The sequence below is a fragment of the Clostridium hydrogenum genome (assembly GCF_021432385.1).
GTDB lineage: Bacteria > Bacillota > Clostridia > Clostridiales > Clostridiaceae > Clostridium_S > Clostridium_S hydrogenum.
In genome coordinates, this window is sequence record NZ_JAEACT010000004.1 from 171,995 (window position 1) to 190,873 (window position 18,879).

At 29.8% G+C, this 18,879-nt stretch carries 15 protein-coding genes and 2 riboswitches; of the genes, 7 read left to right on the forward strand and 8 right to left on the reverse strand.

Annotation, left to right across the window (positions count from 1 at the left end; all coding sequences use genetic code 11):
- Window positions 1–4 precede the first annotated feature (4 nt).
- Both CUEA01_RS19135 and ribD read right to left on the reverse strand, forming a co-directional pair.
- Window positions 5–646, reverse strand: a complete 642-nt coding sequence (locus CUEA01_RS19135) for a riboflavin synthase (protein WP_234123526.1) — start codon at window positions 644–646, stop codon at window positions 5–7.
- 4 nt (window positions 647–650) lie between these two features.
- The gene (gene ribD, locus CUEA01_RS19140; protein ID WP_234124749.1) at window positions 651–1,733 is read right to left on the reverse strand and encodes a bifunctional diaminohydroxyphosphoribosylaminopyrimidine deaminase/5-amino-6-(5-phosphoribosylamino)uracil reductase RibD; all 1,083 of its coding nucleotides are present in this window, start codon (window positions 1,731–1,733) and stop codon (window positions 651–653) included.
- Window positions 1,734–2,297: 564 nt separating this feature from the next.
- A riboswitch (FMN riboswitch) is annotated at window positions 2,298–2,414 on the reverse strand.
- Between the two features lie 231 nt (window positions 2,415–2,645).
- Between ribD and dltA the strand changes: the two genes are divergently transcribed.
- The 4 genes from dltA to dltD are packed head-to-tail and all read left to right on the forward strand — an operon-like array spanning window position 2,646 to window position 6,766.
- Window positions 2,646–4,166, forward strand: a complete 1,521-nt coding sequence (gene dltA / locus CUEA01_RS19145) for a D-alanine--poly(phosphoribitol) ligase subunit DltA (protein ID WP_234123527.1) — start codon at window positions 2,646–2,648, stop codon at window positions 4,164–4,166.
- On the forward strand, window positions 4,163–5,320 hold the full coding sequence (gene dltB, locus CUEA01_RS19150) for a D-alanyl-lipoteichoic acid biosynthesis protein DltB (RefSeq protein ID WP_234123528.1): 1,158 nt from the start codon (window positions 4,163–4,165) through the stop codon (window positions 5,318–5,320). Before dltA ends, dltB begins: the two co-directional genes overlap by 4 nt.
- A 28-nt stretch (window positions 5,321–5,348) precedes the next feature.
- Window positions 5,349–5,585 (forward strand): D-alanine--poly(phosphoribitol) ligase subunit DltC, encoded by a 237-nt coding sequence (gene dltC / locus CUEA01_RS19155; protein WP_234123529.1) that lies wholly within the window; start codon window positions 5,349–5,351, stop codon window positions 5,583–5,585.
- 2 nt (window positions 5,586–5,587) lie between these two features.
- Window positions 5,588–6,766: a D-alanyl-lipoteichoic acid biosynthesis protein DltD gene (gene dltD / locus CUEA01_RS19160; protein WP_234123530.1), complete on the forward strand. Its 1,179-nt coding sequence runs from the start codon at window positions 5,588–5,590 to the stop codon at window positions 6,764–6,766.
- 723 nt (window positions 6,767–7,489) lie between these two features.
- Here dltD and thiC read toward each other — a convergent pair.
- Together thiC and CUEA01_RS19170 are read right to left on the reverse strand one after the other, a co-directional pair.
- The gene (gene thiC, locus CUEA01_RS19165) at window positions 7,490–8,797 is read right to left on the reverse strand and encodes a phosphomethylpyrimidine synthase ThiC (RefSeq protein WP_234123531.1); all 1,308 of its coding nucleotides are present in this window, start codon (window positions 8,795–8,797) and stop codon (window positions 7,490–7,492) included.
- Window positions 8,798–8,922: 125 nt separating this feature from the next.
- A riboswitch (TPP riboswitch) is annotated at window positions 8,923–9,024 on the reverse strand.
- A 75-nt stretch (window positions 9,025–9,099) separates the two neighbouring features.
- Entirely contained in the window at window positions 9,100–10,824 is a 1,725-nt protein-coding gene (locus CUEA01_RS19170) for a methyl-accepting chemotaxis protein (protein ID WP_234123532.1), read from the reverse strand.
- An 876-nt stretch (window positions 10,825–11,700) separates the two neighbouring features.
- Here CUEA01_RS19170 and CUEA01_RS19175 point away from each other — a divergent pair.
- Together CUEA01_RS19175 and CUEA01_RS19180 are read left to right on the forward strand one after the other, a co-directional pair.
- The gene (locus tag CUEA01_RS19175; RefSeq protein WP_234123533.1) at window positions 11,701–12,768 is read left to right on the forward strand and encodes a glycosyltransferase family 4 protein; all 1,068 of its coding nucleotides are present in this window, start codon (window positions 11,701–11,703) and stop codon (window positions 12,766–12,768) included.
- Entirely contained in the window at window positions 12,749–13,756 is a 1,008-nt protein-coding gene (locus CUEA01_RS19180; RefSeq protein ID WP_234123534.1) for a lysylphosphatidylglycerol synthase transmembrane domain-containing protein, read from the forward strand. Before CUEA01_RS19175 ends, CUEA01_RS19180 begins: the two co-directional genes overlap by 20 nt.
- Before the next feature lie 8 nt (window positions 13,757–13,764).
- On the opposite strand, the gene CUEA01_RS19185 is transcribed toward CUEA01_RS19180, so the two are convergent.
- From CUEA01_RS19185 to CUEA01_RS19195, 3 genes are all read right to left on the reverse strand, one after another.
- The gene (locus tag CUEA01_RS19185) at window positions 13,765–13,980 is read right to left on the reverse strand and encodes a BhlA/UviB family holin-like peptide (RefSeq protein ID WP_234123535.1); all 216 of its coding nucleotides are present in this window, start codon (window positions 13,978–13,980) and stop codon (window positions 13,765–13,767) included.
- A 16-nt stretch (window positions 13,981–13,996) separates the two neighbouring features.
- A complete protein-coding gene (locus CUEA01_RS19190) occupies window positions 13,997–14,527 on the reverse strand; it encodes an RNA polymerase sigma factor (RefSeq protein ID WP_234123536.1) in 531 nt (176 codons plus the stop codon).
- Window positions 14,528–14,990: 463 nt separating this feature from the next.
- Window positions 14,991–15,440, reverse strand: a complete 450-nt coding sequence (locus tag CUEA01_RS19195; protein ID WP_234123537.1) for a flavodoxin family protein — start codon at window positions 15,438–15,440, stop codon at window positions 14,991–14,993.
- A gap of 111 nt (window positions 15,441–15,551) precedes the next feature.
- Between CUEA01_RS19195 and CUEA01_RS19200 the strand changes: the two genes are divergently transcribed.
- Window positions 15,552–16,898, forward strand: coding sequence for an MATE family efflux transporter (locus CUEA01_RS19200; RefSeq protein ID WP_234123538.1), 1,347 nt, complete (start codon window positions 15,552–15,554; stop codon window positions 16,896–16,898).
- A gap of 595 nt (window positions 16,899–17,493) precedes the next feature.
- Here CUEA01_RS19200 and CUEA01_RS19205 read toward each other — a convergent pair.
- Window positions 17,494–18,723 carry a radical SAM/SPASM domain-containing protein gene (locus CUEA01_RS19205; RefSeq protein WP_234123539.1) on the reverse strand — a complete coding sequence of 410 codons (1,230 nt, stop codon included), beginning with the start codon at window positions 18,721–18,723 and terminating at the stop codon, window positions 17,494–17,496.
- Window positions 18,724–18,879 lie beyond the last annotated feature (156 nt).

Below are 18,879 nucleotides of genomic sequence, written 5' to 3' on the forward strand. Positions count from 1 at the left end.
GCTTTCAAATAAATCCATTTTGCCTTAAAAACTCTTCTGTAATGCCTCTATTTATTGGAGCCATTTTTGCAGCTATAAATTTTTGAACATACTTTCCTATAATATCACCTTCAATATTTACAAAATCACCTTTTCTTTTCTCCGTTAATGTTGTTTTCTCTTGAGTATGCGGTATTAAATAAAATTTAAAATAATCCGCTCCCACTTCTCCACAAGTTAAGCTGACTCCATCTACAGCTACCGACCCCTTGTAAATTAGATTATTTGCAATTTTGTTTTCTACTTTTATTACAAATTCTATTGCTATATCATCTTTTCTAATTTTTTCTACAATACCTATCCCATCTACATGCCCGCTCACTATATGACCACCAAATCTCTCTCCCATTGCCAATGCCCTCTCAAGATTAACCTTACTTCCAACTTTTAAATTTTTTAAGTTAGTTGCTTTTTTTGTTTCAGGCATAACATCAAATTCTCCATTTTCTATAGACGTTATAGTAAGGCATACTCCATTTATAGCAACACTATCTCCAAGCATTATTTTTTCCATTACTTTTTCAGCCTTAATTCCTAACTTTATTGAGCGAGATGATTCTTTAATTGTTTTAATTTCTCCAACTTCTTCTATTAAACCGGTGAACAACTTCTCACTCCCTCTCTATATAGCCTTCTACTAAAATATCCTGTCCTATAGTTCTTAATTTCATATTTGAAAGCCTAACAGCTTCACTTAATTTCTCTATTCCAATGCCTCCAACAGGAGTTTTCGCTTTTTCACCACCAAGCATAATAGGTGCTATAAAACATATAACTTTATCCACAAGCTTTTCTTTTAAAAATGAAAAATTTAAAGTGCTTCCACCTTCAAGTAAAATACTGTCTATGCCAAGCTCACCAAGCTTAGTCATTAAATATTTAAGATCTACCTTTTCCTCTTTTAAAGGTGTTTTAATTATTAAAACTCCAATATCCTCTAATTGCTTAATTTTATTTTTATCAGCTTCCTCTGTTACAGCGATAATAACTTTTCTTTCCTTTAAGGTTTCTAAAATTTTAGAATTTAGCGATATTCTAAGTTTTGAATCAATAATTATAGCAGTTGGACTTTTGCAGCATTTTCCTTCTAGCCTGGTTGTAAGCATTGGATTATCCGCAATAATAGTTCCAATACCAACCATTATTGCCATCATATTATTTCTTAAATAATGCACATATTCCCTTGAAGCCTTTGAACTTATCCACCTTGATTCTCCAGATATTGTTGATATCTTTCCATCTAAAGTTGCCGCTGTTTTCATAAGAACGTATGGGGTTTTAGTCTCCATATATTTTACAAATATCTCATTAAGCTTTACTGCTTCAGCTTCAAGAACTCCAACTAACACTTCTATTCCATTATCACGGAGTATCTTAATGCCTCTGCCAGAAACAATAGGATTAGGGTCTTTCATTGAGATTATTACCCTTTTGATGCCTGCTTTAATAAGTGCAAGTGCACAAGGAGGTGTTTTCCCAAAATGAGAACACGGTTCTAAAGTTACATAGATTTCTGCACCTTTGGCATTTTCACCAGCCATATTTAAAGCATTGACTTCAGCATGATTTCCTCCAAAAAATTCATGAAAGCCCTCACCAACAATTTGGTTATCCTTAACTATAACTGCTCCTACCATAGGATTAGGATTTACACGTCCTCTTCCTTTTTCTGCAAGTTCTAATGCCCTTTTCATAAAAACTTCATTCAATTTATCACTTCCAAGCTATAGATAGACAACTTGAAACATTGAAATTATAAATACCAAATGTATCCATATGCTAATGTTTTCAATTCACAATGCACAATGAAGGATGATTTGCCTTCCTTTTGTCAGGCAAATCTTAAATTATAAGCTCCGCCTAGCACCATAAATGGTGCTATCGCGTAAGCAATAAAAAAATAAGTTTTAAGATTTTCTGCAGCAAAGCGGAGGAAAATCCTCCTTCATTGTGAATTGTGCATCGTGAACTGTGAATTTAAAAATATTGCTGTTAGGATAAACTTGGGATTTGCAATTTTCAGGTTCCAAGTTGTACATCTATATTAATGTATCAAATAGCAAAATTTTTAATCTGTGCGCACAAATTTAATTTTTAATCTTCGTGGAATTTTTTTATAAGATTTGAAAGGATATTTATAATCCTTATATATTCGAACTGTATTTTTTATTAAGTTATATATCTTTAATTAAATAATAAAACCCCTGAAGTAAATCTTCAGGGGTTTAGTTATCAAAAAATATATAACAAAAAACATAATCTTTCTTCTTTCATCCAGACTTTAACTGTCGGCCCCGGAATCTAACCGGATCTGCCAAATTGGCTTGCGGGCTTTACCGCCGATCGGGAATTTCACCCAACCCACGAAGAATTTATACTATTCAATTGGCTTTAGTATAATACTATAAAATATTTATGTCAAGTAAACATTTAAAACTCCTTTTATGATCTGATCCTAAAATTTGCCTAACATTTGCCTAACATTTTATACCCCAATTGTTTTATAATTTACATGATGTCCGTAACCAAAAAGTAATTTGATAATTGTATTTAATTGCATTATAATGTTAATGCTGAATTATATGTAAAAAGGAGGATTGATTTCATTGAATTTACTTAATATCATAAATGAAAATTGTATTAAATATAGTGAACAAATTTGTCAAATATATAAAGATTCAAATCTTACTTATGGTAATTTAAAAAAGTACTCAGATGCACTTTCAAAGTACATAATATCAGAATATGGTGAAGATAAGTCACCAATTGTTATTTATGGTCACAAAGAACATGAAATGCTAATATCTTTTTTAGCATGTAGTAAATCTGGCCATGCTTATATTCCTATAGATACTACGTTTCCAAAAGATAGAATAAACGATATTATTGAAAGCTCCAAGCCAAAACTATTTATTAATATAGGAAATATTAATATTGACAACTTTGATGGAAAAATGGTATCCAGAGAAAATTTAAATGATATCTTTAATAAATTTTCTGGTTTAGAACCAAGCAAATCATTTTATCTTAAAGAAAACGATGTTTATTATATGCTTTATACTTCTGGAAGTACCGGTAAACCTAAGGGTGTTCAAATCACCTACAAGGCCTTAGAAGCTTTTATTGAATGGTTTATGCCTTATTGTAAAACTAGTGAAGATAAGAACGTCTTTTTAAATCAGGTTTCTTATTCCTTTGATGTATCAGTAATTAGCATATATATTGGACTTCTTCTAGGTAAAACATTATATGTAATAGACAAGCAAATGACTTCAAATTTTAAGGATTTATTTGAAAATTTAAGTATTTCCAAAATAGCTATGTGGATATCAACACCTTCCTTCGCTGAAATGTGTATTGTTGATAACAGTTTTAATAAAAACTTACTTCCAGAGCTTGAAAAGATGTTTTTTGCAGGGGAAATACTATCAAAGAAATTAGTTTCAACCCTTTACGAAAGATTTGGGGATATTTCTATAATTAATGGTTACGGTCCAACAGAAGCCACCGTTTTAATAACTGCTGTGGAAGTAAACAAGCATATGCTTAATGCCGAAGATTCAATTCCTATTGGATATGGTATGGATAATTCTAGAGTCTTTTTAATAAATGATGCCGGCAAGGAAATTAAAGATGGTGAAAAAGGTGAAATTTGTGTGGTTGGCGATAATGTAAGTATTGGCTATTATAACAATGAAGAAATGAACAAAAAACACTTCTTTACAGCTGAAGACGGTACTAAACCTGGCTATAAAACTGGTGATTTGGCATATAAGAAGGATGACATGTTTTATTACTGTGGAAGAAAAGACTTCCAGATAAAGTTAAATGGCTTTAGAATTGAATTAGAGGACATCGAAAATAATTTAAGAAAACTTGATTATGTAAGCAATGCTGTTGCTTTGCCAGTTAAACATGAGGAAAAAATCTCCTACATTGCAGCATTTGTTAAATTAAGCAAAAGTATTGATGAAAAAGAATTTAAAATAGCTATGAAAATAAAAAATGATCTTAGCAAATTTTTGCCTTCTTATATGATTCCAAGAAAAGTTAAATTATTAAATAAATTTCCTATTAATACAAATGGCAAAATAGATAGAAAATTGCTCCAGGAGGATTTGAAATGACACCTTTTGAAAGTAATATATTCTTTTATATTCTTTTTGTATCATTAATTCCTGCTATACTTTTAGGAATATTTGAAAAAAGAATAAAATACTATGGAACCTTACTTAGTATTTTTATGATTGCACTCTTTATAGGTAGCAATAAATTTCAGCTACTAAGCTTTTTGTGTTTTTATGCTTGGGAAGTACTTCTAATTAAAAGCTATTTAATAATTAGAAATAAAACAAATAAAGCTTCGTTAATGAGATTGTTTATATTATTGAGTATATTTCCCCTATGTATAGTTAAATTTAGTCATTTTTTCACTACTTCTACAGTAGGTTTTATTGGTATTTCGTATATTACCTTTAGAATTGTTCAGATAATAATTGAAACACACGATGGATTAATAAAAAAAATAAATTTAATAGATTTAACTTATTTTATTTTATTTTTTCCAAGTGTCAGCTCAGGACCAATAGATAGAAGTAGAAGATTTGAAGATGATATAAATAAAGTACTAAAAAGGCGAGAATATTTTGACTACATGGGTACTGGTATATTTAAAATTTTTCAGGGAATTGCTTACAAGTTTATTTTTTCTAGCCTTATCTATAATCATTGGCTTATAAAAATATCAACTTCATTTACAATAAGTAGCATACTTCAATACATGTACGCCTACAGCTTATACCTTTTCTTTGATTTTGCTGGCTACAGCTGCATTGCTATTGGTACAGGATATTTCCTTGGAGTTAAGCTTCCAGAAAACTTTAACTTGCCTTTCTTAAGTAAAAGTATGAAGGAATTTTGGGATAGATGGCATATGTCTTTATCCTTTTGGTTTAGAGATTTTGTTTACACAAGGTTTGTAATGACCTCTATGAAACATAAATGGTTTAAAAGTAGATATACAAGTTCTTACTTAGGATTTATGATTACAATGCTAGTTATGGGTATATGGCATGGTACTTATTTGTATTATATAATTTATGGACTTTACGAAGGATTTTTACTTGTTGCAACTGACTATTACCAACGAAAAAACAAGTTTTATAAAGCCCATAAGAAAGAAAAATGGTTTCAAGCTTTATCCATTTTCGTAACCTTTAATTTAGCTTGTTTTGGTTTATTATTATTTTCAGGACGATTAACAATTTATTTTAAAATATAATAAAATATAATTTAGGAGTGATTTTATAATGGAAGAAACTTTATTAGAAATACTTGAAGAAATATGTGGAACAGATGAGGTAAGAAATGACCTTGATATAAATTTATTTGATGATGGTCTTTTGGACTCACTTGGTGTCATTGAACTATTATTATCAATTGAAGACAAATTAAAAATATCAATACAGCCAACAGAAGTAACAAGAGAACAAATTGCAACACCAAGAAAAATAATAGATTACTTAAAAGCAAAAAAAGGTGAGTAAAAATGCGTAAATTACGTTCATTCATTTTGTCTGTCGTTATTCTTCTTATTATCATGTTTTCTGTAAATATGTATTGTGAAAATTATATAAAAAGTAATCTTTCAACTAGTTATAAATTATATAATGATATAAAAAATGAAAGTACCTTTATCCAAAGGAATGAGGCAGATGCAAAGGATGTTTTAATGATTTATGGTTCTTCCGAACTTGGCACTACAGAAATACTCTCTAATCCTATAAGATATTTTCCAAAAAAGGAAGATGATTTTTTCGTTTCACCGATTGCAAAAGGATATATGCAAGATTTAGCTCATGCCATAAAATTTGCATGTAATCCTAATTTAAAAGGAAAAAAGGTTGCCTTTATAGTATCTCTTCAATGGTTTTTATATAAAAATGGTATGCAATCTAGTGATTTTCAAATGAATTTTTCTGAACTTCAATTTTATGAAGCTATGAAAAATCCTAATCTTTCTCAAGCTTTAAAGAAAGAAATTTGCAAACGAATATACTCTCTTGTAGCTAATAATTCATTTTATTCAGATGCAGCACTATATGCAAAGCTTTATAATAGCAATACATTTTTAGGTAAATTGAAATTTAACTTACTTAAGCCTTACTTTTATTTAAAATATCAGGCTTTAAGTTTCTCTAACAATGTAAAATCTTATAGACTTCTAAAAAAATATAAAGGAGTTTACAAATTAAATAATTCTAATTTATCCACAATTAACTTAGATAAAGACTTAGCTGATGAAGAAGCAAGAGGAAGTAAACTTGCTAATAATAATCAATTTGACATACTTAATTCTTATTATAATGAGTTTATAAAGCCTAACTTAAGTAAAATAAAAAATCAGGATAAAAATGTTAAGCTTACTGATTCAAAAGAATATGAAGATCTTAACACTCTTTTAAAGGTGTGTAAAGCTGAAGACATCAAACCTTTGTTTATATTGATGCCAGTTAATGCAAAATATTATGATTTTGATGGTATAAATAAAACTACTAGAACTGCATTTTTCAATAAAACCAAAAATCTTATATCTGGCTACGGCTTTGATGTTGTAGATTTTCAAAAGCATGAGTATGAAAAGTATCTTATGGAAGATGGAATGCACCTTGGCTGGAAAGGATGGTTATATGTCGATAAAGAAATTGATAACTACTATCACAAATAGTTATGTTCTTTTTTTCCTAATTATAATGCTCGGACTACTAGTTATGTTTATCTTTACACCGTCTAGTAATGTGCCTTATGTTTATAGTAATTTCTAAAAATATTGCGAAGTAAGTGTAGTCCAGGATATTAAATAAAATTAATAAAACTAAGAGCGAAATGTTTAAAAGCCTAAGAGGTTTCAATAACTCGCAAAAGGCGCTCAGACAATTGAAATCTCTAAGCCTTTTAAACATTTCACTCTAAGATTTATTAAAATTTTATTTAAACCATCCTGAACTACACTTACTCCGCATTTACAGTAGTTTAAGGAAAAAATTCCTCCGTACCTACGGAATTTGGGTGTAATGCAGAAACAATATTTATTACTTAAATCATTAAGTTGTTAAATAACAATTATATATTTTGAAACAAAGATGTAGTGGATTAATCAAAGAACCTTTGGTAGGTGTAGGAAAAAAATGATGTTAGGGAGTAGTGGCGAAAAAATTTCTAAATAAAATTTTATAAAACTTAGTGGGAAATTTTTTAAAGCTTTAGAGCTTTAGATTGTCTGAGCTAATTTTTGCGAGTTATCGAAAGCTCTTAAGCTTAAAAAAATTTGCCGCTTAGTTTTATTAATTTTATTTAGGATTTTGAGCCGCTATTCACTAACATCATTTTTCTACGCCTACCAAAGGTTCTTTGATTTTGCACTACACTTTTGTTCGCAATGTTTAAGTTTTTATTCATTTAGTATGTTTACCTTCTTGCCTTCCATAACCCTATTCATGTTTCTTACAGCACACATTTTTCCACACATAGTACATGTATCCGAATGTTCCGGTGTTGATTCCCTTCTGTATCTCCTAGCTTTTTCAGGATCAATTGAAAGTTCAAACATTGCCTCCCAATCTAATTTTCTTCTAGCTTCACCCATTTTATAATCCCATTCTCTTGCTCCTTTTATATTTTTAGCTATATCTGCAGCATGCGCAGCTATTTTAGATGCTATTATTCCTTCCTTCATATCATCCAAATTTGGAAGTCTTAAATGTTCTGCTGGTGTTACATAACACAAGAAATCAGCACCACTTGCAGCTGCAATAGCACCACCTATTGCGCTTGTGATATGATCATATCCTGGCGCTATATCTGTAACAAGAGGTCCAAGTACATAAAAAGGTGCTCCATGGCATAATCTTTTTTCTAAAATCATATTTGATTGTATTTCATTCAAAGCCATATGTCCCGGTCCTTCTATCATAACTTGGACATTTTTTTCCCAAGCTCTTTTTGTAAGCTCACCAAGGGTTATAAGTTCCTTGATTTGACTTGCATCTGTAGAATCCTCTATGCATCCAGGCCTGCAAGCATCTCCTAAACTTATAGTCACATCATATTTTGCACATATATCTAGAACTTTATCAAAATGCTCGTAAAATGGATTTTCCTTATTATTAAGTTCCATCCATGCATATATCAAGGCTCCTCCCCTCGAAACTATATTCATAAGCCTATTGTTTCTCTTAAAAACATCTGCTGTCTCTCTATTTATTCCAGCATGGATAGTCATAAAATCCACTCCATCCTGTGCTTGTTTTTCAACTACTCTTAAAAATTCTTCCTCTGTTATATCGCTTAATTCTTTGTCATAAAAACCAACGGCATCATATATTGGTACAGTTCCTATCATCGCTGGTGACATTTCAATTAGCTTCTTTCTGAATTCTTCTGTCTTTCCATAAGAGCTTAAATCCATAATTGCTTCAGCCTTCATTTTTATTGCTGTTTTTACTTTTTCTACTTCCATTTTAACATTTGCACAATCTTTAGATATTCCAAGGTTTACATTTATCTTAGTCTTAAGTCCGTGTCCTACTCCCTCCGCACTCAGGAACTGGTGATTTTTGTTTGCTGGTATTACAACTTTTCCTTCAGCTACAAGCCCTCTCAGCTGATTAATGTCAACATTTTCTTTTTGGGAAACAATTTTCATTTCCTCTGTAACTATATTCTTTTTTGCGGCATCCATTTGTGTTGTGTAATTCATAATAATTCTCCTATTCTAAATTTATTTTGGATGCAAACACATTATAGATAAACCAGTATATCTTTAAATAAAGATTACAACAAAAAAATAAAAGCTCGCCAAAGGCAAGCTTTTAAAATCTTAAAAGTTATAATGTGCTGCTTCCCTACGGTAGTACTAACTACATCAAGTTCAAAGAGTTGGATTTCTCCTCTCAGCCATTTTACTTGGCACCTCTAGCAAAAAATATTTAATTTTATTTTTATTCTAGCATTATGTTGTAAATTTGTAAACAAAAACTCATATACTACATATTTATTTTTCTACAGCTTAAATTGAGCTACAAGTCCTGAAAGTTTGTCCATGCTTTCATTAATAGTATTTGTCTGTTTTGTTATATTGTTTGTCATTTCAACTATATCTGTTGTCTTATTTGCAATATTAGCAGTACCTTCCGCACCTTCATTTGTAGCTAAAGCTATTCTATTTAAAGTACCCGTAATATTTTGTACAAGCCTTTCTATGTGTTGCGCAGCTTCAGTAAAATTAGCGCATAATTTGTAAATACCTCCAGCATCCTTACTATATTTTTCACCAGTCTCCACCATTGAAATATAATCACTTCTTACTTTGTTATCAACAAATTCTAATAATTCACTTGAACTTATTGAAAGTTTATCCACGGAACTTAATATTATTTGTGTTATACCTTGTATTTTATTTACGGTATCCTCTGAGCCCTCTGCAAGCTTTCGTATTTCATCTGCAACAACTGAAAATCCCTTTCCAGCCTCACCTGCTCTTGCCGCTTCAATAGATGCGTTTAACGCAAGCAAATTAGTCTCAGATGTGATTTGCAGTATAGCCTCAGATAATACTTTAATTTGTTCCACCGACTTTGACTCATCTATTGCAGCCTTTAAGTTTTTATTAGCTTCCATATAAATTTCATCTGCACTTTTTTGAGATTCTAACCCTTTTAATTTCACTTCATTTGCCCTGGCACTTACTTCATCTGAAGATTTTGCACTTTCTTGTGCCTTTAAAGCTATATTTTCAATTGCATTTTGTATTTCTTGTGATGCTGCATTCATTTCCTGCGTTGACGCTGAAGTTTCTTCCATGCCTGCCGAAAGTTCTTCTGTTGTAGCATATACGTCTTGTATTTCAACAGATAAATTAGACATATTACTATTAGTAGTTTCAATCATTTTCTTAATGTTGTGCGATTCAGCAATTACTGATGCTAAAACTTCCTTTATGGATTTCTTCATTTTATCTACAGCTCTTAGCATTATACCTACTTCATCTTTGCTACTTAATAGATTTGGTGATATATCTTTGCTAAAATCTCCAGTTGCAATTATGTTTAAATAATTAGTCGCTGCGCTTAATGAAATTATAATAGGTTTTACAATAGCAAAAGTAAGTAATACACCAAGAATTATAGCTGCACTTAAAATAACTAAGAATGTAATTATTGAATGATTATTAGTACTCTGTGTTCGTTTATATGTATTATCCGTAGCCTTTACATAATCCTTTAATAATGTATTCACTTGACTTCTAAAACCATCCAGTGTACTCTTATTATCAGAAAAATACTTATATATATCTTCAGTTTTCACATTTCCTGTGGATGACATGTCAACTATTTTTGTGCATGTCTCTGCATGTTTTGGTATATTTGCTTCAATCTCTGCAACAGCTTTTTTCTCTTTGGCTGTTAAATTCAATTTTTTATATGCAGCAATATCAGTTTTAATTCCTTTTAATTTATTATTTATCTCTTTTAAAAAATCACTCTGATTTGTTTTATTTCCATTATTTAAAATGATATTAGTTAAATCATATTGGCAAGTCCTTGCTTGAATTCTAATATCGTCTAATAAATTTATAGCTTTTAAATCATCATTATACATTTCATATAAATTTTCATTTGATTTTTGAGTAAAATAATAACCTGAATAACCAATTGCACACGTGAACATTAACAGCATAATTGACAAAAACGTTATCTTATGTAGCATCTTTGCATTTCTAAACATTTATCGACCACCCCTTACTATTTTCTTTAAACTTCCTAATTTGGATTTTGAAGTATTTATTCTCAAGTACCCATTATTATTGGAAAATTTATTCGTCATTTTATATTTTCGATTATCTTTTCACAATACTTTACATATTCTATAGGGGGATTTGAAAAATTAAAATTGTTTATACCAAATTCATCCTGTTAAATTACAATTTGGGGAGCAGAGTACAAAGAAGGATGATTTACATTTCGCGTTGCTTAGGCAAATCTTAAACTTAAATGTCCTCAGCTTCGCTGAGCGCCATCGATGGCGCGATTGCGCAGCAATAAAAAAATAAGTTTTCAGATTTTTCGTAGTGCTAACGGAGAAAAATCCTCCTTCATTGTACTTTGTACTCTGTACTCTGTACTCTGTCATCTGTACTCTGCTCTAAAAATTGTAATTTCTAAGGATAAACTTGGTATTTGCAATTTCAATGTTCCAAGTTGTACATCTATATAAAGATATAGAATACCTTTTTTCACATCCTCCTTGTATTTAACTTAACGAATTTTATAATTATCCTCAAAAAAATAATTAAGAAATTTTTAAGATTTACGTTAACAGAAAATAAGAATTTTATTCTATACTAATAGTATATTAAATAAAGTTAAAATTTGCGTAAAAAGGCATTGACAGTGTCACAAACTTAGTGTACTATTTATATAGAACACTGATGTGAATTAAATTTGCCGAATATGGTTATATTAAATATGTTGAAACTTTTCATCATCTAATAATATATTTATGTAAACCAATCCATTAAGAATCTATATTGGGGAACATAAATAATTTAAATTTGTCAATAGTTTCATATTACATATACCCAATTGAAAGGAGACTTATATTATGCCTACTATTAACATGCTTTCTTCTGCGGAAAAAGTAAAAGGTCAAGGTGTATTATCTGCTTATATTGAACAAGTTAACTTAGTGAAAAAGGGACTTATTAACTATGATGTTAAAATAAATAAATTTAAATTTTCTGATATAATGCATTATCATACTATAGATTTAAAATTTTTTCTCAGTATACCTTTTGCAAAAATGCTTGGCACAACTGTTGCCTATGTACATTTTGTACCAGAAACAGTTGACAACAGCCTCAACTTACCTTCTTTTGCCAAAGCAGTTTTTTACAAATATATCATATGGTTTTATAAAAGTGTAGACCATCTTGTTGTTGTAAATCCATATTTTATCGATATCTTAAAAGACTATGGGATACCAGAAAATAAAATAACATATATCCCTAACTTTGTATCAGACGATAATTTTTACAAATATGATGAAAGCAAAAGACTTTCTTTAAAAGATAAATTTGGCATTTCAAAGGATAAATTCGTAGTATTAGGTGTTGGTCAAGTTCAAACGCGAAAAGGAATATATGACTTTATTGAAACAGCTAAGAAGCAGCCAGATGTTCAATTTGTTTGGGCTGGAGGTTTCTCATTTGGTGCCATTACGGACGGCTATGCAGAATTGAAAAAAGTAGTTGAAAATCCACCTGATAACGTAAAATTTTTAGGAATTATTGATAGAAGTGAAATGAATGACTTATACAATATTGCAGACATAATGTTTTTACCTTCTTTTAGTGAATTATTTCCTATGTCTGTATTAGAAGCTCTTTCACTAAAGATTCCTGTCTTATTAAGAGACTTAGATATATACAAAAATATCTTATTTAATTATTATCTAAAAGGAAGTTCTGTAGATGATTTCTCTAATATTATAGAAAAGAGTAAATCTGATAGTTATTTCTACAGTAAATGGTGTAAACAATCTGAATTGTGCCATAAATTTTACTCAAAAGACTATATATTAAATAAATGGAAAAACTTTTATAGCGAAGTATATTATGAAAAATTCAAACTAAAATCTAGGAGTAAACTAAATGCAAAGCAAAATATTTAACTCTATCGTTGTAATTTTATCTGCTTTTATACTTTTATCCTTCTTTGTTTTTACTAATGATTTTAATTCGCTTCTAACAACATTAAAATCTGTAAATAAATTTTGGATATTCGTTGCCCTACTATTTATGTTAGCATTTTGGTTACTTGAATCAATAATCTTGCACATTATAACAAGAATACAATATAATGCTCCTAAATTGTTTTTTAAATCAATCAAATTTGCAATGATTGGTCAATTTTTCGGCTCGCTTACTCCCTTTGCTTCAGGAAGCCAGCCTGCTCAACTTTATGCCATGACTGAATATGGCATTCCTGCTGGTCTGTCTGGTTCTATACTCATGATAAAGTTTATAATTCACCAGACAGTATTTACTATATATTCTATTCTAGTTATATCTTTTAAGTTTCATTATTTTCAAACAAAAATTAAATATTTTATATACTTTGCCCTATTTGGCTTTGTATTTAATACTTTAATAATAGCTGTTGCTATATTATTTTCAGTAAATCATACTGTTACTAAAAAATTATTACATATAATTTTATTTGGATTAAACAAAATTAAGATAGTAAAAAATCCCGAAAAAAAATACATTTCAATTGAAAAAGAGCTTATGAGTTTTCATAAAAATTCCGCAATCATAGCTCAAAATAAATTGACATGTATAAATGCATGTATACTTACTTTTATTCAATGGACAATTTTTTACTCAATACCATATTGTGTTTACAGAAGCTTTGGCTTTAATTCTTCTAGTATTTTTACTATGATTGCAGCCCAAGTATTTTTAACTATAATTATGTCTTGCGTGCCTCTTCCTGGTGGTGAGGGTGCTGCTGAAGGTGGTTTCTTCATTATTTTCAAGCTTTTCTTTCCTGAAAAACTACTTCTTCCAGCAATACTACTTTGGAGAATTTTATCATACTACTCATGCATAGTTGCTGGAAGTTTGTTCGCATTTGTTAGACAAAAATCTGCAAAATGATGTTTGTGTTATTTTGTAGATTTTTTATTTATGTTATTCAAATCTTTTTCAATACTTGCAAACTTGTTTATAAGCTTGTTCATCAATGTGTAATAATTTTTTTCTCTTTCATCCTGTTTATTGTCCCTCTTCTCCTGTGCCTTTAATATATATAAAATAAGAATTACTGAAAGCAATGCCCAAATACCTTGCGATGCTGCCAAGTTTAATATTGGATTTTCCATACTTTCTTCCCCTCCCTTATTCCCCTATATATTTTCTTATATTTTTTAGTGCTCTATTTTTTGCTCTGTTCACTGATTGCCTTGATATATTTAAAATTTTTGATATATCCACATCACTATAATTCTTAACAAACTTCAAAACAAGAACTCTTCTCTGTATTTCCGACAACTTGTCCAGTACTTCACCAATAAAAATCTTATCTTCAAATTTAACATTAACTCCAATGCTTACTAAACCTAATTTCAATTCAGTTTCATTTAAACAGATTCGATAATTTTTCTTTGATAAATATATATATCTATTTTTAATGGCAGAAGAAATATACCCAACTATAAACTTATCATATTTTAAATTACCATCCTCATTAACTGGCATTTTCCTTATAATCTCTATAAATGCTATAATCAAATCCGAGCTTGCTCCATCGTAATTTAAATAGTAGCTGTATTTTTTTATCAATGGCTTAAATGTATTTATCATATTTAACATAGCCTCTTTATCCCCATGCTGTGATTTTTTTACTATCTCGTAAAACCTGTCTGCCATCTTAACCCCGCCTCCGATTTTACTTTTTATAGAAAACTTAATCCAGTGTAAACTACTATTTCACCTAAAATTTATATAATTAGATTAATTGCTATAAAAAAATTCTAAATTATAACACAATTTAAATCCACATTTTTATCATCTCCTTATCACTTAAATATTTTTATTTACATCTATAATAACATTATTTAACATATTTTGTAACCTTTTAATAATAAATTTAATTTATTTAAATTTATTATATTATGGAATATTTCTTCTAAACAAAGCATATTAATTATATGAATGCCTAAAATATATTACAGTAATAAATATTATGTCAAATAAATTTTTTAACTTATAGATAAACCATCTTTATAAAAAAAGAATAATCAGTCTTACTGAATATTCTTATATGTTTTGAGACTTTCCCATTAAGTTTTAAAATTTTCTGCTTAAGCAGAAAATTTTCCTTCACTCTACTCTATATTATAGTTAGTTCCGCTGCAAATTCTCTTGCATTTGAAAAGTCTTCTTCATTTGGTCTTCCCTTAGCTATCCCACCTATTAGTTTTAATGGACCATAGGTATCGAAGCCTTTACAAGCAAAACTCCCAACTACCTCGAAACCTTTTTCTTTAAGTTCACTTTTTAGCGATTCATTATATTGCTCTCTACCTTGACCGCTAGTTGAAAAAACAAATACTCGCTGCTTTCCCTCAGATTTTATTTTTTTTAATAATTCCAAAATATTTTTATGAAACTTACCATAATATATTCCAGATCCAAAACCTATTAAATCATAATTTTTTAGGTCATCAACATTTACATCCTTTGGATTCTTAAGCTCCGCCTTTAAAACTTCTCCCATAACTTTTGCAATTTTCTCTGTATTCTTGTGATGTATTGATTCATAAATTATAAGCCTTTTCACAGTCTTCACCTCTCCATTTAATTATATAATGCCAAATATGTTTATATACATTATATAATAAATATTTATATGATATAATACTTAGGTATGTTTTTAAGGGGGACTCACATTATGAAATTAAAAAAAGATACTATTTTAGATGTTTTGACAATAGCTTTGCCTGCTGTTTTTGAAATGACTCTATATACTATGATTGGAGTTTTTGATACCATGATGGTTGGTCAGTACGGTGGAGATTTAGCAGTAAGTAGTGTTGGTTTAAGCACTGAAACAATATATACCTTTTCAAATATACTCGTAGCCAATGGTATTTCCGTTGGTATTTCGTCCTTAGTTGCAAGAAAAGTTGGTGCAAAAAAAGACAACCATGCAGAAGAATATGCTACACTGGGTTTTTTATTTGCCTTCATTATTTCTATTTTTACATGGCTTATACTATTTTTCTTTTCAACACATTTGTTTAAGGCAATTGGAACTCAACAAAATATAATAACTACAGCAACACCTTTTATAAAAATAGCTTCAATTGGTATATTTTTTAGCATGCTCATGAACAGCTTAAATGCTTCAATAAGAGGCTGTGGAAATACAAAAACGCCTTTAATTGCTTCACTTATAGTTACAATAATAAATTTAGCCCTTGATTATGTACTTATCTTCGGAAAATTTGGGGCACCTTCTTTGGGTGTAACTGGCTCTGGAATAGCTACTTGTACTGCTCAAATATTAGGTTTTATATTTATTCTATTTTATATGATCAAATATGCAAAAATAAAAGTGAGATTTAAATATATACGTGAAATTAATTTTGATATGGTAAACAGCTTTTTAAGACTTTCAATTCCCTCATCAATGCAGGAAGGCGCTTTTAGCATAAGTAGACTTATAAGTAATTTCTTCATTGTTGCACTTGGAAGCTTAGCCTTTGCCGCTAATCAAATAACAACTTCTATAGAATCTATATCTTTTATGCCCGGCTGGGGCTTTGCAATAGCTGCCACAACCCTTGTTGGTCAAAAAATTGGAGAAAAAAATTATAAGAAAGCCAAGGAATATGCTTATGCCTCACTATTTTTAGGAACACTTGTTATGCTTATATGCTCAGCTATGTTTTTATTAATTCCTAATCAATTGGTTTCTTTATTTATAAATTCTAGCGCACACAAAGTAGTTAAAGAAGGTACCTTATGTGTTATGATAGCATCAATAGAACAGCCCTTCATTGCTTTATCAATGATTGCAGGTGGAGTCTTAAAGGGAGCTGGAGATACAAAAACACCTTTCAAAGTTTCTATGATATCAAGCTGGATTATAAGAATGCCACTTATGTTTATATTTATTCACATAATGAGATTATCTGTAATATATGTGTGGATAATTACTTCCATCCAGTGGATATTTGACGGAACACTGATTTTTATTTTGTTTAGAAAAAAGTTTAGAAAACTAAATAGTTAAGTTAACAGGATAAGCTATTCAGTTATTATAAACAAGCTTAAAAAATAAAATTTGACTTTTTCCAAAGTTTAATACGTAACTAAAAATTATTGCGAACTAATTAAATCAATTCACAATTCACAGTTCACAATGCACAATGAAGGAGGATTTGCCTTCCTTTCGTCAGGTAAATCTTAAACTTAAATATTATAAGCTTCGCTTAGCACCATAAATGGTGCTATTGCTAAAGCAATAAAAAAATAAGTTTTAAGATTTTATGTAGCTTTGCTACATAAAATCATCCTTAATTGTGAATTGTGCATCGTGAATTGTGAATTGATTTAATTCGTAATATTTAAGATTTGTGCATAAGGTAATTTTTGTTCGACAAAGCTATATTATTGATTTATGCATTATAATTTTTTCATTAGGCTATGTTTAAAAGAATGTTGATTTGATGTGTTGACTTTTATGGACTCTTAGAATTGCTCGTTTATAATTTGCGTAATTTTGACTAGGACGGTCAAAGCCATTTAGGCATCAGGACGATGCATCTAAATGGGTAGCAAATTATAAACGAGCAATTCTTAGAGTCCATTAATGTCATAAGCTCATATCAACATTCTTTTAAACATAGCCTTTCATTAACATACTTATAAAGTGCATCTATTTCATCATTACTAGAATCTATTTCTAATGCTCTTGATAACGCCAACTCAGCTAATTGAAAGTTTCCATTTTCAATATATTTTTTGCTACTAGCATACAATTGCCTGCTATCTTCTACTGAATCAAATTGATTTTTAGCTTTACTTAAAGCAAAATTGTACGAGCAATATTTATTTTCTGCATAAATACTTCCACCGTGAGTTAATCTGCTATTTGTACATCCTCCATGGCATCTTTCACCATATTTACATTTACCGCATAAGCCCTCAAGCTTTTCTTTTTTCATTTCCCTGTTCCAAGTAAAGCTGTTTGGATCTTCCCATATGTCTTTTATGGATCTTTCCCTTATATTCCCAGCTATAAATTGCTTATTTCTTATAGAAGTACATGCCGTAATATCTCCATTATATAAAATTCCAACAACGCTTTTTCCAGCACCACAGCCATTCCAAGGGTATTCCTCCAACTTTAACGTGTGTTTTCTAACTTCTACCTCTTTTATGTTAAAATACCCCATACAATCTGCAAGATGAATTTTTATTTTATCTTCAAGCATGGTTTTATATGCAAAATCAATTACCTGATCTACATGAAAAGGCTCTGCTACCAATTGTTTATTTTTAAGCATATTGCCCATTGGTAAACCTAATTGCAACTGCCATGCAGAAATTTTCTTTTCTACAAAAATCTTTTTAAGTTCTTCAAGTTCATCTATATTAACATTATTAATTGTGGTAATAATGCTACATCCCATACCATTTTGAACTATCAAATCTATTGCTTTCATATCCCTTTGAAATGAACCTTTTTTTCTTATAAAATCATGCGTATTTTCAAGTCCGTCCATACTTATAGCTATTGTGTTAATTCCTGCATTTTTGGCTTTTATTACGGTACTCTCATCTAAAAGCCAAGCATTAGTTATTATGTTTGGTATTATATTATTTTCTTTAAGCCTTTTAGCTATTAAATCCCAATCTTTTCTTGTAGTTGGCTCACCACCTGACAATGTAATCCATTGAAAACCAAGTTTACCCAAATCATCGCATAGCTTAAGAGCTTCTTCCGTTGTAAGTTCATCTGGCAAAGAACTTTCACAACTTGAACCACAATGCTTACATCTCATATTGCATCCCATTGTTACTTCCCATACAGCGGTAATAGGCATGTAATTCATAATTATCCCTCCGATAATCAAATTATGTATTATAACTTCATATTAATAAAGTTATAGTGACTGCTTATTTAATACTTAACTTAAAATTATTGCGAAGTAATTTAATCAATGCACAATTCACAGTTCACAATGCACAATGAAGGAGGATTTGCCTTC

Excerpts from the sequence above, each read along its gene's own strand:
- ribD (WP_234124749.1), bottom strand. The coding sequence starts at position 1,733 with ATGAAAAGGGCATTAGAACTTGCAGAAAAAGGAAGAGGACGTGTAAAT.
- dltB (WP_234123528.1), top strand. The coding sequence starts at position 4,163 with ATGACACCTTTTGAAAGTAATATATTCTTTTATATTCTTTTTGTATCA.
- dltC (WP_234123529.1), top strand. The coding sequence starts at position 5,349 with ATGGAAGAAACTTTATTAGAAATACTTGAAGAAATATGTGGAACAGAT.
- dltD (WP_234123530.1), top strand. The coding sequence starts at position 5,588 with ATGCGTAAATTACGTTCATTCATTTTGTCTGTCGTTATTCTTCTTATT.
- thiC (WP_234123531.1), bottom strand. The coding sequence starts at position 8,797 with ATGAATTACACAACACAAATGGATGCCGCAAAAAAGAATATAGTTACA.
- CUEA01_RS19170 (WP_234123532.1), bottom strand. The coding sequence starts at position 10,824 with ATGTTTAGAAATGCAAAGATGCTACATAAGATAACGTTTTTGTCAATT.
- CUEA01_RS19175 (WP_234123533.1), top strand. The coding sequence starts at position 11,701 with ATGCCTACTATTAACATGCTTTCTTCTGCGGAAAAAGTAAAAGGTCAA.
- CUEA01_RS19180 (WP_234123534.1), top strand. The coding sequence starts at position 12,749 with ATGCAAAGCAAAATATTTAACTCTATCGTTGTAATTTTATCTGCTTTT.
- CUEA01_RS19185 (WP_234123535.1), bottom strand. The coding sequence starts at position 13,980 with ATGGAAAATCCAATATTAAACTTGGCAGCATCGCAAGGTATTTGGGCA.
- CUEA01_RS19190 (WP_234123536.1), bottom strand. The coding sequence starts at position 14,527 with ATGGCAGACAGGTTTTACGAGATAGTAAAAAAATCACAGCATGGGGAT.
- CUEA01_RS19200 (WP_234123538.1), top strand. The coding sequence starts at position 15,552 with ATGAAATTAAAAAAAGATACTATTTTAGATGTTTTGACAATAGCTTTG.
- CUEA01_RS19205 (WP_234123539.1), bottom strand. The coding sequence starts at position 18,723 with ATGAATTACATGCCTATTACCGCTGTATGGGAAGTAACAATGGGATGC.